The organism is Streptomyces sp. NPDC049627 (genome assembly GCF_044465645.1).
GTDB lineage: Bacteria > Actinomycetota > Actinomycetes > Streptomycetales > Streptomycetaceae > Streptomyces.
The window spans coordinates 819,367-834,909 of record NZ_JBITLW010000002.1; the positions used below are offsets into that span (position 1 = coordinate 819,367).

General features: G+C 67.2%; 9 protein-coding genes. 3 read left to right on the forward strand and 6 right to left on the reverse strand.

The features are described 5' to 3' along the window. Positions 1-208 precede the first annotated feature (208 nt). Positions 209-2,668 (reverse strand): DUF262 domain-containing protein, encoded by a 2,460-nt coding sequence (locus ACIBU0_RS08685; RefSeq protein WP_398813666.1) that lies wholly within the window; start codon positions 2,666-2,668, stop codon positions 209-211. Positions 2,669-3,413: 745 nt separating this feature from the next. On the opposite strand from ACIBU0_RS08685, the gene ACIBU0_RS08690 reads away from it, so the two are divergent. The 3 genes from ACIBU0_RS08690 (at position 3,414) to ACIBU0_RS08700 (ending at position 5,453) form a co-directional block, all read left to right on the forward strand. Next, the gene (locus tag ACIBU0_RS08690) at positions 3,414-3,773 is read left to right on the forward strand and encodes a hypothetical protein (protein WP_398813669.1); all 360 of its coding nucleotides are present in this window, start codon (positions 3,414-3,416) and stop codon (positions 3,771-3,773) included. Continuing rightward, positions 3,770-4,447, forward strand: coding sequence for a hypothetical protein (locus ACIBU0_RS08695; protein WP_398813672.1), 678 nt, complete (start codon positions 3,770-3,772; stop codon positions 4,445-4,447). The genes ACIBU0_RS08690 and ACIBU0_RS08695 overlap by 4 nt, the downstream gene beginning before the upstream one ends. A gap of 205 nt (positions 4,448-4,652) precedes the next feature. Continuing rightward, a complete protein-coding gene (locus tag ACIBU0_RS08700) occupies positions 4,653-5,453 on the forward strand; it encodes a phosphoadenosine phosphosulfate reductase (protein WP_398813674.1) in 801 nt (266 codons plus the stop codon). A gap of 149 nt (positions 5,454-5,602) precedes the next feature. Here ACIBU0_RS08700 and ACIBU0_RS08705 read toward each other — a convergent pair whose 3' ends face one another. The 5 genes from ACIBU0_RS08705 to ACIBU0_RS08725 form a co-directional block, all read right to left on the reverse strand. Then, positions 5,603-7,087, reverse strand: coding sequence for a DNA phosphorothioation-associated putative methyltransferase (locus ACIBU0_RS08705; protein WP_398813677.1), 1,485 nt, complete (start codon positions 7,085-7,087; stop codon positions 5,603-5,605). A gap of 58 nt (positions 7,088-7,145) precedes the next feature. Beyond that, positions 7,146-8,726, reverse strand: a complete 1,581-nt coding sequence (locus ACIBU0_RS08710) for a LacI family DNA-binding transcriptional regulator (RefSeq protein WP_398813680.1) — start codon at positions 8,724-8,726, stop codon at positions 7,146-7,148. A 296-nt stretch (positions 8,727-9,022) separates the two neighbouring features. Further along, positions 9,023-10,426: a DUF6177 family protein gene (locus ACIBU0_RS08715; RefSeq protein ID WP_398813683.1), complete on the reverse strand. Its 1,404-nt coding sequence runs from the start codon at positions 10,424-10,426 to the stop codon at positions 9,023-9,025. Continuing rightward, positions 10,423-14,403 (reverse strand): type VII secretion protein EccCb, encoded by a 3,981-nt coding sequence (eccCb, locus tag ACIBU0_RS08720; protein WP_398813686.1) that lies wholly within the window; start codon positions 14,401-14,403, stop codon positions 10,423-10,425. Before eccCb ends, ACIBU0_RS08715 begins: the two co-directional genes overlap by 4 nt. Next, on the reverse strand, positions 14,400-15,536 hold the full coding sequence (locus ACIBU0_RS08725; protein ID WP_398813689.1) for a hypothetical protein: 1,137 nt from the start codon (positions 15,534-15,536) through the stop codon (positions 14,400-14,402). Before ACIBU0_RS08725 ends, eccCb begins: the two co-directional genes overlap by 4 nt. Positions 15,537-15,543 lie beyond the last annotated feature (7 nt).

Sequence of the window (15,543 nt, forward strand, 5' to 3'; positions counted from 1 at the left end):
GCCTTTCGACCGCGTCGCTGCACCTGCGCAAATACGCGCCAGCATGATGCTGCTCTGGCAGCGCAAACAGGACTGAGTCCACGCGAACCCGTAGCCGTACCCGTTCCCAGCCGGGAACCGCCGCAAGATGGCGAAGCCAGACTGGAATACGAGCGGGGGAGTCCCGCACGGAATCTAGGTCGTAGTGCCGCCCAACTGTCTCGTGGCGTTACGCCGTTGCAACAGCTCCCCCGGCATCCCCACTCTCGTCGAGCTCATCGTTCTCGATCTCCGCATCATCGACCTTGACCACCGGATCGCTGCTGGAGTCAGACAGCTCCAGGCCGAGCCAGCCCTTGAGTCGTGTGTAGGCCAGGCGTAGGAGGACGTCAGCACGCTGATCCATGAACGTCGGATTCCATTCGTCCTCACGCTGACCCAGTGCTCGCAGGTGCGGGAGGTAGCGCGACATGGCCGCTAGATCTTCAGTCGTCTGCGCGAACGTAAAGCCAGAACTGTTGAGGATCGACTTGGCGTCGTCGGCCGTCGGGGCACCGAGTGCCGCATACAGGACCTTCTTCTCGGTCCAAGGCCGCGAGCTGAGGGACGTATTGGCAGCACCGGGTGCCAGGACCAGATTGCCCAGCTTGTGGACGGTCTCCTTCTCGCTGTAAAACTTCTGATCCCATCCACTCGTGGCCTGCTGTGGCGCGATGTGTTCGATCGTGAGGTGTTTCTCGTCCGCCCAACCGTCTGCGGTGAAGCACGAGGCGACCCCCGTCTTGCCTTGGATGATCAGCCCCGGATTCTCCGGATCTTCAATTGTGTCGTGATATGCAGCCAGAAGAAGGAAACGCGTCAGCGGGCGGGCAATTTTGTAGAGCGGCAGCGCAGAAGCATCTGCCAGGAACGAGGGCAAGTTTGGGATGGCGCCGTGCTTAGGGTGCGACAAGCGCGCCGCAAGTTCCTTCTTCAGCGCCTCGGCGTCGACGATCGGATCAGGCTTCGATGCACTGGGCGTTGCCCACTGGCGAGCGAGCGGACCAATGCCTGTGAGCGAGTCCGTCCCGGCCATGACCGCCCGGTACTGGCTGTCGATGTTGCCCGTGCCGCGGCGGGTTGCTCGCCAGAAGACTGTGAAGGCAGTGATTGCCTTGATCGCCTTCTCGAACTCGGCAATGCGCTTTTCCCTCGCCTCCCCTTCGTCCGCGTGGACAGCCTCGGAGTAGAAACGCACGAGCGGCGCGATGGCAATGGTGTGATTGAGTGAATTGAGGAAGGCCAGACACAACTTCACGGTGTCTGTCATGGCGGTCGCTTCTAGCCCGGGTAGCGCGCGAGGAGAGTTGTTCGCGGGCTCCCAGGCATTCCCGACAAAGGCCGCAGTGTCGCGTAGGTGACGCAAGTACGCGCTTCGATCATCGGCCGAGTCCTTGTGGCGCTCAAAGGTATCGCGCATGTAGACCCGCTGATCCGGGAGGCGCTTGGAGAGCTTCTCCCCCGTCTCTGCCAACGCGAAAGTGACCAGCAGATCTCGAGTTGCGTTCTGAAGCTTGTCTCCGACGTCGAAACGGTCCAGGTAGCCCTGAACCGCCTTCATGTACGCGTGTGCGTCCGAGTCCTGGTAGTCCTGGATCTTCTCTGCCATTACCACCCGAGGGAGGAAGGTCTCGAAGGCGGTCAGAGGCTCGCCCGTGGTATTCAACGACTCGAAGATCGTGAAGGCGTAGTCCTCGTCCTTGCCTTGCACGACCGTCAGAGCGATGCGGTTCAAGCCATAGGCGGCAAACATAACGAGTCGCATCAGCTCAGCCTCGGGCTCTTCTTGCAACTCCTCCAACCAAGCGCAGAGCTCGGGGTCGAGTTCGTGGTTGAAGAGCGCACGCTGAAACTCGGTGTTGGTGGCAAGGGTTGCTAGCGGCGGCAGATCCTCCAGCTCCTCGATGGACTTTCGCTGCGACAGCTTGGTCAACCCCATACGGATCTCGTTGAACCTCTTGATGAGGTCGCCTTCACCTTCACCCGCATTCTGTCGAGCCGTCGGCCTGTAGTCCGTCGGCTTAGAAGTTGCCAGCTCGCTATCGGCTAGCAATGAGTACTGGTAGATAAGGTTGGCGATCGGCGACTCATACTGCTTGAGCTTCTCGTCCCTGGCCCACTGATCCACGAAGGCTCGAATGAGGCGCGGGTAGATCGGCGTAGATCCGAAGTTCTTTCGCTCGTAGAACGCCGCCCCAAGCATCTGAAGGATGTCGCTCGTTTCCGAGTAGAGGTGAGTCCGAGCGCTGTCGGTCGGATCCGGCGTCTTGCCCTTGAAGACCTTCCATGCACGCTGACGAATGAGGTTGTGCAGGCCGACCAGCAGAATAAGAAGGCTCGACAAGCGCTGCTGCCCATCGATCACGGTAAGGACCTTGGACGGGACCTCGGACTTGACGATTGGCTTCACCGTGACGTGATTGACATCATGGATGGTGATGACGGTACCCAAAAAGGTGAAGCTGTCCGGCGCCTTACCTAGATTTTTGAGGCCATGCAGTGTGTCGTCGAGCAATTTTTCGACCTTGTCCTTGCCCCAGCCGTACGGACGCTGGTAGGGCGGTAGGTAGAGGCCCAGGCCGTTGTCAGACAGCAGCTCGCGGCAACTCTTGCTCTGCGCCTCGAATATTTCTTTGGCCTGCGTAGGCATGCGTAGTCCCGTTTTCGTCCAGCAGGTTCGCTCAGATGAGATGTGGCATACGAGGCAAGCGTCGCGCCACCGACCTCAGCAAGAACATCATCTAGTACTCCAGTCCGGTTTCGTGGCATATCCAGCAACTTCGTCGAGCAACCGTCGTCGGTAGTGACTGAGACGGGCCGTTGCCTGGTGGCGTCTGCGCCAGATGGACCAGTGCAGCAGCCTGCCGTGGATGCGAGCGGTGGGGTGGACACCGCGGCGAGTAGGTGGCGGATCTCCGGGACGGTAGACGCGATCGGGTCACGGCTGCGGACCCCGGGTCGTGCGGATCGGCGAGCCGGTCGGGGGCCGTGTCAGCAGCGACGGACAGTACCTCCCGGTCCGGCACGGCTTCCGCCCTGGATACCTGACCTGTGAGGCCGCTGTGACAGCAGCGGCTCCAGGCGGTCCCACAACTCATCTGGCACGATCCATGGCGATGCCCCCCACAGCCGGCTGAACGCTCAACTCCCGTCATAGACGCGGCCACCAGGCCTGACACACCTCATTGTGCTAGCCGCTGTAAGACTCGTTCTTCAGGTCGATGTGTCGTTTGAGCAGGGCCATGCGGTGGACGCCGGCCTCGGCGGCGAGAGCGACGAAGGTGACACTGCCGTTGGAGGCGGTGGCCTGGCCAGCGAGGAGCCTTATCGGTCGTGGGCAGCGTCATTGCCGTCGCTCTTCTTCGTTGTAGCGCTCGCCCCGCCAAGCGCCTCGTGTGTGGACGGCAATGTCGCTGACCGCGAGCTCATTGGTCCCGCCCCTCCTCTCCGGTGCAAACGCCACCACCAGCGCCCTCCTCGGGCTACACCTCGTCCCCGCGACGCTGGTGATCCCACCCTGGTGCGGAGCCTCCGCATCCGGACCGATTGACTCTCGAGTCGACATCAAGGCGGGTCCAACCAGGGGGCACGCTGGCTACCGGAGACCCTTTGGCGGGCCGGTGGACGCGTCCGGTGTTCCCCGGCCACCAATGCGACCGTGTGCGTGGGGCGCCGGGATCGGCCGCGTTAGTTGGGTGAGCGATATCTTTAGCGGATCTCGTACGCTTCCTCGGGGCCTTCGCCTGCCACGATGATCGAAAAGGTGCTGTGCATGGTGGCGGTTCGCAAGCCGTATCTACTGGGGCACGCCGAGATCGCAGCCCTGTACGGAGTGGAACGCCAGACCTCGCAGAAGTGGAAGGTCGACGGGACGCTGGCAGAACCCGATCTGGTGATCTCAGGAAACCCATACTGGCTCCTGACCACGGTGCTTCAGCTCAGCCACGACGGCTCCCGGGAGGTCACGGAGCAACGTCTGGCTGAGTACGAAGCCAGCATCCCCGGCGGATATCGCGCCGTCCCAGGGGAGCAACTCCCGGTCATCGTAGGGATCCTGGAAGTGGCCAAGATCCTCGGTCAAGACAAGCAGGCGATCTCCCGATGGCGTCACCGCAAGCAGATCGCGGCATCTGACTATGAGTTGTCCGGATCGCCCCTGTGGCTCATCGACACCGTTCTGGCGGACGCGACTGCCCGTGGCCGTCACGTGGTGCAAGTAGAGGTAGAGCGCCTGCGCGCGGGAGCGCGTGGTTTGCAGAAGCCTCGAGGACGTCGAAGCGCGTCCCAGGTAACTCGTCCCCGGGAACAGTCACTGCCCGGAGCTCGGACGTTCACCAGAGAACAAGCCGGCGAAGCCGCGAGTTTCCTCGCTGCCGTCTTCGCTCAGGGCCACTCAGTCGTGATCCGACCCCTGCGTCAGAAGCCCTAGTAAGAGCGGCTGGCAGGCGGGTCCTTCGACCGGTGCATCGCGACAGGCGTACCGTGCTACCCAGGTTGGAATAAACAGTTGATGGGAGTGGCTCCGTCTATAGAAGATTCCCTCCCTCTCGACTGATCGGAGCCCGCATGTCGGACGTTCGACTCCATGGCCTGCAACGTCAAATGAAGGACCTACCCGGCTGGGAGATCGCCGCATGAAGGTCGTCTCGTACGGCGGTGGCGTCCAGTCGACGGCCCTGTTGGTTCTCGCGGCTCGGCGAGAGATCGACTATCCGACCTTCCTGTTCGCGAATGTGGGCGACGACAGCGAACACCCTTCGACCTTGGCTTACGTGCGCGAAGTAGCCCTGCCGTACGCCACGCGCGCCGGCCTCGACATGCAGCAACTGATGCGACGCCGTCGGGACGGTTCTACCGAGACGCTGATGCAAAGGCTGAACAGGCCGGACATCCGGTCGATCCCGATTCCTATCCGTATGGCCAATGGAGCCCCGGGGCGTCGATCCTGCACCGCCGACTTCAAAATCAAGGTCGTGGGCCGCTGGCTGCGCGAGCACGGGGCCACAGCGCTCACTCCAGCCACTGTGGCAATCGGCATATCGCTGGATGAAATCCACAGGGCCAACCGTCGGCGCTCTGAGTCGCACGAGCGGATCGAGTACCCCCTCCTCGATCTTCAACTGCGTAGAAGCGACTGCGAGCGCATCATCGAAGATGCGGGACTTCCGGTCCCACCGAAGAGCGCCTGCTTCTTCTGCCCCTTTCGTACCGTTGATGGCTGGCGTCGCCAGCGGAGGGACGAGCCGGAACTCTTTAGCGCGGCCGTCCGGCTGGAAGAGGCGATCAACGAGCGACGAGCAGCACTCGGCCGGGACGCCGCGTACCTAACGCGGTATGGCCGTCCCCTCGCTGAGGCCATACCAGCGTGCGGCACGAAGGAGGAAGCCGAGGACGCCGGTGATGGTGATTGCGACTCCGGGTGGTGCATGACCTGATCCCTAGAAGACCAGAGTTGCTGGAGGCCGGACGATCGGTTCGTCCTCCAGCACTCCGGACGACGGCAGATGGGATGCCGTGGAGCGGCGTCCCCATGGTTGGTCTCTGCGGTGACGATCAGAGACATGCCCTTCTCCGAGCTAATTGGTCAGCTCTCAGAGCGACGGACCAACCGGTGCCCCCGGAGCGATCGGCCGGTGCGCGCGAGTTCTCGTTCCCATCCCTCTTCGTTGCCGATGAGGTGTGGATGCTCGTACAAGCCAGCGCGGACCTCGGCCTCGGTCAGCCGCTGGTACTTGGGGACATCTGGATCGTCCGGGGCAAGGAACTCGTGCTTGCGGTGCAATAGAGGCCGGTTCGTTGAGTCTGCGTATGACATGAAGGACGACTTCAGGGTTTTCAAGTCAACCGAGTAGGAGGATGAGAGCCGGGGATGGGGATCTGAGTCGAACTCGGGGTAATCGAGCCAGCTCACACCACGGCCCTGGTGGCGGAGCTTGACGACGGACCACGTGGGCGGACGGCCAGCAGCGATGCTCGCGCACTGTTCGTACAGCCGCAGGATGGTCGGGATCCTGGACATCGCCCTGCGATGCACATACAAGGCTGTGGCCGTGAACTTGCCAGCTACCGACCCGTTCATGGCGCGGCGCACGTACGCGTCGTCGCGCAGTTTGAAGAGGAGTCGATCGGCCCGCTGGCATGCCTCTGTGTAGGACGAGAAGAAGGCCCGGATGTCCAATTGGACAGGGATCGGGAGGCTGCTAGCCGGACCGCGGCCGTGGAAGAGCTCGACTGCGAGGAAGAGCAGGGTGTCGAGAGCTGAGCGCTTGGCTCCGGCCTCAACCTTCAAAGGATCCGCAGCCTGCTCGGCGAGCTTCCTGAGTTCCTGCGGCCGCATGTGGCGAAGGAGTCCCATGACAGGTTGCGGCATCTCTTCCAACTGCGGGAGCCGGCCGCGCTGCTCGAGATGGTCCACAACGGCAGCGATCGCAGAAGCGGTGTCATCGGAAGCAAGCCAGGCGGCGTCCGGCGTGACCTGACGAGCGAGATACGCGAGGCGTGCTTCGTCACTCCTGAAGGCGTAAACGATGCCAGGGGCTGCCGAGAGGCCGCGGACTCCCGTCACGTCCTCGACGAGGTCCCGTAGCTCGCTCGCGGCGAAGAGGTGCTGAAAGGTGTTGCGGCTCGTCAGGATGCCGTCGCCGTATTCCGTGCCTTTGACCTGGTTCCGTTCCCAACGGAGTCTGACAGAAACAACGAGAGCAACCTTCGTGTGCTCCCACGCTTTTGCGAGGGTTGCGCGCCGTTCATCAGGGCTCTCGATGACGTTGAGGACGTACGTGAGGAGCACGATGTCGGAAGACCTGAGCTCTCCGTCCGGACGGTGCACAGGGTCCCAACCGGAGGCGTCAAGTCCGAGGTGCTCAAGAGCCCGAACATCGCCACCACGCCCACAGCCATAGTCCAGGACCTGAACGCCGTCGGCCATTTGCAGGTCCAGCACAGCCTGACGGGCGGGGGCAGAGAGTCCCACCCTTCCGATGGCAGTCCGATGCCGCTGGCTGGTCCAGGACTGCAGTGCCATCGGCGCTTCCCGTGGGTCGAGGGGCGGATCGACGTACAGCAGCATTGAACCGTATGCCCACGCTGCTCTGCGGAGACCTACCCGACGGACATTGGAGGGTGCCTCAACACCTGCGGGCTGGCCCCCGCCATCGTGATCGGCAGCTAGGTTTGGATCGATGGCGAGGAGATTGGACCACGGACGCGCGTGCGCGCAGGAGATCGTCGAGTACGCGCACTGGTGACCTGGGGCTCATCGCAAGGCGGGCGTCGAGTGCCGTCTCCCATTGATTCGTCAGCCCGATCATGAGGCGCTTGCGCATGCCAGGAGTGACGTGGGCGTAGCGTGCCGAGACGGAGCCGTCGAAGTGGCCCATGCGTCGGTCCATGAGGACGTTCTCGGTGCCGAGGTCCTCCATCACGGTCCGGTGGGTGTGGCGGAGGCCGTGGGGTGTGAGGCCCTTGGCGATCGGGAGCCAGCATGCATTGGCCCGCTCACTGGCGCCGCGTCCTCGGGACGGGACGCCTGGCCACGGATCACCAAGCAGCGGTACGGGGCGGGCCGGCTGAGGTGCCTTCTTCGGGTACCAGCCGGAGACCGCTGGGGTGAACAACCACGTCGCGAAGCCGTTTCGACGCCAGTGGGCAGTGTGCTCCGACACCGCGCCGCCCCGCACGAACCCCAGTTCCGCGATGGCCTCCTCCACCCTGACCCGCATGGCCTCGGTGACCCGGTCGGGGTGGTTGAGGACGTTGGACACGGTGCCCGTGGAGACTTCGGCGCGGCGCGCGACGTCGACGAGCTTCGCGCCCTGGTGGCTACCGGTCCGGGTCGCGCCCTGCCCCCGGAAGACGTAGGTCTTGCCGTGACACGGGCAGGGTTTCGGCTTCGTGCGGGCGACGTGGTTGGCGACCAGGGCCGACAGCCAGTCCATCACGTCGATGGTGCGGTAGCTGTCGTCCTTGGGCGGACAGCGCACCAACTCGCCCGTGTCGAGTTCGTACAGCTGCCACTCGATGCGGATCGAACCGGGACGGGCGAATGCCGTCTCCAGACCGACGATTTCGCCCCAGCGCATGCCTGTGTATCCCTTGAGGACCACAGCGACGAACTCGTCGTCGCGGCCGGACAGTAGTGCGGCCCGCTCGGCGGTCAGCAGGATGCCGAGGGCATCGGTGATGACCTTCTCCGGGCCGCGGTCGCGGGAGCGACCGGCGCGCTTGCCGCGCCCTCGCCGCCTGGTCGCCGGGTTGGACGTGATCAGGCCCTCGTCGACCGCGTCCTCGAAGATCACGTGCAGCGTCGAGCGCCAGGTCCTGACGCTGGAGGCCGCGTACACGGCCTTCTCCTTCTTCTCCCAGAGGTCGACGTCCGCGCGCAGGATGTCGGCCAGCGCGATGTCCTCGAACTCGGGGAGCAGATGCTCCTTGATGTGGCGCTCGTAGTTCTGCATGGTCGAGGCGGCCAGGTCCTGAGCCTCGTACCAGCGGTTCGCGTATTCGCCGAAACTCTCCTGACCGGGGGCTGGATCCTGCGAGTCGCCACGCCAGTACTTGTCCTCGGCCTCGGCCGCCGCCCGTTGTGCCTCGCCCTTGGTGGCGAAGCGAATCGCCCTGCCGTTCGCGTCGACAACTGTGTTGTGCCCGCCAGACGCGATCTTGTATCGGCCGCGCCAGTAGTTCCCGCGCCTCTCCGCGAAACCCAACTTCGTTCTTCCTCTCGCGTGAACTCATGGCTCACGCAGGCTCTCCACGACACTCCCGGGCCACCACGACACGCCGCAGAAGATCACGCGAAGAGACCGAACAGGGTCACACGAAGGGCGGGGACATCAACAGAGCAGGTTTGCCCCGTGTCTCGGTAGAGAGTGGGGAAGTCCCATGGTCACCATCGGTGACCGCTTGATTCGCGCAGGGTCACGCGTACGTCGAGAGGGAAGGGCCTCTAGTCGTACCCGAAGCGATCTAGGGCCTGAGCGCAGCTCCGAATGCGCTTGTCGGACTACGCCTGCTGTTTCAAGTGCTGTGTGAGCTGCTGGAACGTAGACCAGGCCTGGGGGTCGGTTCCATCCCCCAGGGGGTAATGGAGGGCCGGTGCGGCCGAGGGGCCGAGCCGCGTGGGGGTGGGGCCGAGTGGTGGGTGCTCGGCGCGGGGCGAACCGATGCGACTGGCCTCGTCGTGGCCGAGCGTGAAGGACACAGGGACCGGAGGGGGGTCGAGCCGTGCGGGGACGGTGAGGTCGCGGCGGGCGGCACGGAGCGACGTGAACAGGGTGATGAGACCGTGCTCAGCGTCGAGCTCGGCTGCGAGAGCCTCGATGTCGTGCAGGGGTGGTGTCTCGCTCCTGCCGTAACCAAGCGCGAGGGTGATGTCCTCTTCCACGCCCGCCGCTGTACGGAGCACGCGCGTGGTCGCGAGAGCGGGGTGGGCAGGCTGTCCGACGGCGATCAGCCAGGTGGGCTGGGGTGCGCGTGCGCGGGCGAGGTCGGTCAACTGACGGGTGGACCAAGGGAGGTTGACCGGTTCGGCGGTGCTCCAGCCGGCGGGCGGGGCGCCGGTCAGGTGCTGGAAGGCGGTTTCCAGGGCGCGGCCGAGGACGAGGTCCGCGTCGGCGGGGTGGCGGGTGCGGAGGGTGAGGATCAGCTGGCGGTCGCCTGAGTCGGCGGTGGCGGTGAAGGCGTCGGCGATCCGGGTGGTGCCGTTGTCGTCGTGTACGGGCGTGAAGGTGCCGTTCTTCCAGTGGAGTACGGCGCCCGACAGGCCGTCGTAATAGCCGTCTTCGGGGTCCTGGACGACCCAGCGGTTGGGCAGACCGTGCAGGGCGGTGCGGGTCGGCAGAGTGAGGCGTGCCGTCGGCGGGGTGACGATCTGCAGGGCGCGGTCGGTGGCGGTCGTGGTGCGCAGGGCGTCGGAGAGCCAGCTGGTCATGGCGACCAGGGGGCGGTCCTGGATGACCACGGCGGTGGAGTCGGTGAGGACGTCCACTGCGGGGGTGGAGGTGGCGGGCACCGGGATCGCCGACACGTCGGTGGGGACGGGGACGACGTCCGTGGTGGCGGCTTCCGGTGGCCAGACCGTGCCGTCGAGGACGGTGGCCAGGCGCCCGGCGAAGGAGCCGGCGAGGCGTCCGGCCTCGGTGATGGCGGTGGAGGCGCGGGCCTCGGTCCACCACACCGGGCCTTCCCCGACGGGGTGGCCCAGCAGGCGGGTGGTCTCGCCGGGAACCTGGACGAGGATGGGGGCTTCCACGGAGACGAGGGGGCGGCCGTCGGGGGCGCAGAGTTGGACGACGGCGCCGTCGGCCGTCGTGTTCACGCCGAGGTCGGGGCCGCCGGCGTACAGGCCTGCCAGAAGGGTGGGCAGGTCCGGCATTTTCGGGGTGAGGGCGATGACGTCCTTCGTCACTCTGCGTCGGCCTCTTCAGCGGTCAGGGCGGTCTGGATCAGCTGGTGGGGGCGGCCTCGGCGGACGAGTGTGCCGCGTCCCGGCGGCTGCTGCGAGGCGTACAGGCCGGGGAAGAGCTGGCCCTCGGTGCGCTCGCCGGTCATGACGAGCGCGGCGGTGCCGGTTTCGCGCAGGGCGGTCAGCAGCGGTTCGTACAGGGCGCGGGAGGCGCCGGCGGTGCGGCGGGCGAGCACGAAGTGCAGGCCGATGTCCTGTGCGGAGGACAGGTACGGCAAGAAGGGGGCCAGGGGTTGCTGTCCGGCGGCGGTGAGGATGTCGTAGTCGTCGACGAGGATGACGATCCGCGGTCCGGTGAAGGAGGGTTCGGCGGTCAGCGGCGCGTCGGGGTCGGCCGTCTCCGGCAGGCGTTTTTCCAGTTCGGTGGCGATGCCGGTGGACAGGGCGGCGGCGAGCTTGGCGTTGTGGGCGTAGCCGCCGCGGTAGGGCTCGGGTATCGCGCCGCGCAGGCCGCGGCGTGGGTCGAAGATGCCGAAGACGAGTTCCGTCTCCCCGTACCGCTCGACGAGCTGGGTGGCGATCAGCCTCAGCAGGTTGGTCTTGCCGCACTCGTTGTCGCCGAGGACCAGCAGGTGTTGGTCGGTACCGAACAGATCGAGGAGGGCCGGGGCGAGGGTGTCCTGGTCGACGCCGAGGGGGACCTTCACTGGTTCGGTGACCGAGGTGGGCAGTTTGGCGGCGGGCAGCCGAGTGGGCAGCACCCGGACGGGCGGGGCGAGGTCGCCATGCCAGGAGGCGCGGATGGTGCGGGCGGTGCGCTCCAGGGACGGGCCCAGGTCGCCTGTGGCGGGCCGGTTGTCGATACGGGGCAGGGCGACCTGCGCGAACAGCTTGCCGTCGGTCAGCGCGCGGCCGGGGTTGTCGGGGGACAGGGTCTCGGAGAGCTTGCGGTCGATGGTGGAGTCGCCCGGGTCGTTCAGGCGTAGCTCGATGCGGGTGCCGAACATGGACTGGGTGGCGATGCGGACGTCGTTCCAGCGCAGCATGCCGGCGACGACGTGGATGCCGTAGCCGCTGCCGCGTTTGAGCAGGTCGGCCACGGCGTCGTCGAGGTCGGCGAACTCCTCGCGCAGTGCGCCGAAGCCGTCGATGAGCAGCACGATGTCGGTGGCGCCGAGTTCAGGCAGCCGTCCCTGGGCGCGCAGGTGGCGGAGCTGGTCGATGGAGTCGATGCCGTGCTCGCGGAACAGTTCCTCGCGCTGGGCGAGCATGGTGCGCACCTCGGCGACGGTACGGGCGGCGCGTTCGTGGTCGGCGCGGGAGGCGATGCCGCCGACGTGTGGCAGCTCGGCCAGGGCAGACAGGCCGCCGCCGACGAGGTCGAGGCCATAGACGGCGACGTCGTACGGGGTGTGGGTGAGGGCCAGTGACAGGGCGAGGGTGCGCAGCAGGGTGGTCTTGCCGGACTGCGGGCCGCCGATGACCGCCCCATGGCCGCCGGCGAGGGTCAGGTCCAGCAGCCAGGGCCGCTGCCACTGGCGGGCCGGGTCGTCGAGGATGCCGAGCGGGATGCGGAGTGGTCCGTCGCCGTGGGCGAGGCGCAGACCGTCCGGGCCAGCGTGGAGGGGGCCCGCGGCGGCGTCGAGGGTGGTGGCGTCTGGCAGCGGGGGCAGCCAGATGCGCCGTACCGGTGGGGCGGCGGTGGCGAGTTGGCCGACCATGACGGACAGGACGGTCGGTCCGGTCTCGCGCTTGGTGGCGGCGGGCTCCTCCGCGGCCACGGCCTGCTGCGGTGTGTTGTACGTCGGATAGGGCTGGGCGAGCGGCTCGTCGTCGCGCTCCTTGTGCAGGGCCGGACCGTTGTAGGCGCCCGAGACGTACCCGGCCTTGAAGCGTGCGTAGGTGGAGGTGTCGACCTTGAGGTAGCCGAAGCCGGGCAGGGGCGGCAGGTGGAAGGCGTCGGTGGTGTCCAGGACGGTGCGGGACTCGTCGGCGGAGAAGGTGCGCAGGCCCAGGCGGTACGACAGGTAGGTGTCCAGGCCCTTGAGCTTGCCGCCCTCGATGCGCTGGCTGGACAGCAGCAGATGGACGCCGATGGAGCGGCCGATGCGGCCGATGGACAGGAACAGGTCGATGAAGTCCGGCTTGGCGGTGATGAGTTCGCCAAACTCGTCGATGACGACGAACAGATGCGGGAGAGGTTCCAAGTCCTGGCGTTTCGTGGCCCGCAGCACCGCGTACTGGCCGATGTCGGCTACGTTCCCGGCGTCCTTCAGGACCTGCTGGCGGCGCTTGACCTCGCCGGCCAGGCTGGCGTGGACGCGTTCGACGAGGCCGGCCTGGTTCTCCAGGTTGGTGATCACCCCGGCGACGTGCGGGAGTTCGGCGAACGGGGCGAAGGTGGCACCGCCCTTGTAGTCGACCAGGACCAGGGCCAGGTCCTCCGGGGAGTGGGTGACCGCGAGGGCGAGGACCAGGGTGCGCAGCAGCTCGCTCTTGCCGGAGCCGGTGGCGCCCACGCACAGCCCGTGCGGACCCATGCCGAGTTGGGAGGACTCCTTCAGATCGAGCAGTACCGGCTCGTGGCGGTCGGTCAGGCCGATGGGGACGCGAAGGAAGTCCCGTTCACCGCGGGGCGCCCACAGCGTCTCGAGGTCCAGCGCGGCCGGGTCGTCGATGCCGAGCAGAGCGGGGAAGTCCACTGGCCCGGAGACCGGCGTGCCCTCGTCCACCGATTCGGCCGACAGACGCAGCGGCGCCAGCATGCGGGCGATGCCCTCGGCCCCGGGGTTGGTCACGGCGTCGGACGTGCCGTGGGCGGCCGGGGCGGCGGGCGTACGCAGGTCCTCCACGGTGATCCGGTCGCCGTCGACGGTGATACGCACACTGACTTGGTCCGGCTCGTGTACCTGATGCTGAAGCAGATGCAGCACGGTGACGCCCATGTCGGGCAGGCCGATCGCCGAGTCCGGGCGGGGAAGCTCGGCCGAGGTGTCACCGTAGGTGTCGCTGACCACGAGCATGCGCGAGGTCAGTCGCAGCGCGTCCCTGCCGGACAGGCCGCGGCGTACCTCGGCCGCGTATGCGGCGCGCCGTCGCAGATCGGGCGTGCACAGGCGGGCCAGCTGGGCCAGGTCGGGGGCGATCCGGCGGGCGGCGACGGGGCCGTCGTACACCTGGGTGTCGAGGACGTGAGGCAGCCACTTGGCCCAGGCCCACTCGGGCTCGTCGGTCGTGGCGAGGGCGAGCGCCACGTCGTCGGGCGCATGCGTGACCGCGGTCTGGAGCACCAAGGCGCGGGCGACCCTGAGCACACCTTCCCGGTCGCCGACGATGCTGACGTTCCCGGCCCGGTCCAGCGGCACGGTGAGCGGGAAGTCCGTGATCGTGCCGAAGCGGCCCTGCAACGCGCGGGCCTCGTTCAGCATGAACGGATCGGGCGGGGTGAGCACCCCGCCGGCGCTGTTCTGCCCGATCGCAAGTTTCTGAGCGGGTACGTCTCCCGCGCCCGCCCGCACCCGCAGGAAGTCGGCGTCCTGACGACGGCGCTCCCACAGCCGCGCCGGGTCGCGTACGAGGTCGTACAGCGCCTCGGGCGGCGGATTCAGCTCGCGTGCGGCGTGCCGCCGCTCCCGCTCGGCTCTGCCCAACTCCTCGCGCAGCCCCTCCAGATACTCCAGATACCGCTCCCGCTGGGCGCGACGGGTGCGCTGCCCCTTGCCCCGCTGGGACAGGAACAGGGCCACCGCCCCAAGCAGGGCCACGACCAGCACGATCGCACCGATTACGGCGAACTGGCTGTTGCGGACGACGGTCATCAGCACCACTGAGCTGAGGACACCGGCCATGGGCAGCAGCGCGGTGGCCGCGTTGCCGATCTTGCCCTCGGGCAGGTTCGGAGGCGCCTCGATGGTGCGCGGCTCGGCAGGGGAGAGCGGGCGGGTGGACCGCGCGGGCCTGTGGACGATCTGCTGGGTCACCGGACGCGCACCGCCCGCTGCATCACCTCGGCCGCCAAGCGGACGGCCGCGTCGCGGGTGGCTTGGCCCAGCATGGCGGTGTGGATGGGGCCTCCTTGGGCGAGATGACGGTCGTAGGGCAGCGGGATCACCGGGACACCAGGCTCGCGCAGGTGCGCGGCGGCCGATTTCACGTCGAGCGTGGTGTCGGGGGAGGCAGCGCTGAGGGTGACGACGGTGGTGTCCAGGGCGGAGTGCGGCAAGTGCCCGAGCCAGTCGAGGACCTGTCGGGTGCCGTGCACGCCCTCGGCGGTCATCGGCGCGACCACCACTCGTGCGTGGGCGGTGTCCATCGCGGCGCGCGCCACCTCACCGGGCAGGGTCTCGCAGTCCACCACGGTCACCGCGAAATAGCGCCGCAGGGCCGTCGTCACCGTCATGTAGGTGCGCAGGTCCAGCGGGGCGCCGACCCGGCCCTGGCCCGCGGGCAGCAGCCAGCCGCCGTCGGCCACCGGCACCAGGTAGCCGGTGACGTCGGTCAGGCGCATGGATGGGGTGAGAATCCGGGCAAGGTCCGCGCAGCACCAGCGCACCGTGTCCGCGCCCAGCCGCACCGGGAGCGTGCCGAGCGCCGCGTCGGCCTCCAGGGCGAGCACCGGGTCGTGCCGGTAGTGGTTGAAGGTGCGGCCCAGCAGCGCGGACACGGTCGACTTGCCGACGCCGCCGCGGATCGAGGTCACCGCGATGACCCGGCCGGTCGTCACCGGTTGCTGCAACTCTTGGGCGAACCGGGTCTGTTCGGCGACCTCCTGTCCGGCGGAGGCGGTGAGTTGTCTCAGGGAGCGCCCGGCGCGACGTGCGACCGAGTCGCCGTGCTGAGGGCGGCCGAGGGCGATGGCGAGACGGGGGTCGACGGTGGGGAGGGATTGCGGAGTTGGGGCAGGGGCCTGCGGGTCGTGGGTCTGGCGAGGGACGGGAGGAGCAGCGGGAGAGGGCTCGGGAACCGCTGCCGGCGCCGTCTCCGGCTGCGCGGGGGAGCCGGGGACCGCGTCGGGCTCGGCGGGAGAGGACTGGATCGGTGCCTCCTCAGAGGAACCGCCGGCCAGCTCCCGCAACAGATCGTGCTGCCAGTCTCCTCCCCCGGTCATGCCCATCTCCGTG

Coding starts and splice junctions, on each gene's coding strand:
- ACIBU0_RS08700 (WP_398813674.1), top strand. CDS start 4,653: ATGAAGGTCGTCTCGTACGGCGGTGGCGTCCAGTCGACGGCCCTGTTG.
- ACIBU0_RS08695 (WP_398813672.1), top strand. CDS start 3,770: ATGATCGAAAAGGTGCTGTGCATGGTGGCGGTTCGCAAGCCGTATCTA.
- ACIBU0_RS08685 (WP_398813666.1), bottom strand. CDS start 2,668: ATGCCTACGCAGGCCAAAGAAATATTCGAGGCGCAGAGCAAGAGTTGC.
- ACIBU0_RS08725 (WP_398813689.1), bottom strand. CDS start 15,536: ATGGGCATGACCGGGGGAGGAGACTGGCAGCACGATCTGTTGCGGGAG.
- ACIBU0_RS08705 (WP_398813677.1), bottom strand. CDS start 7,087: ATGCTGCTGTACGTCGATCCGCCCCTCGACCCACGGGAAGCGCCGATG.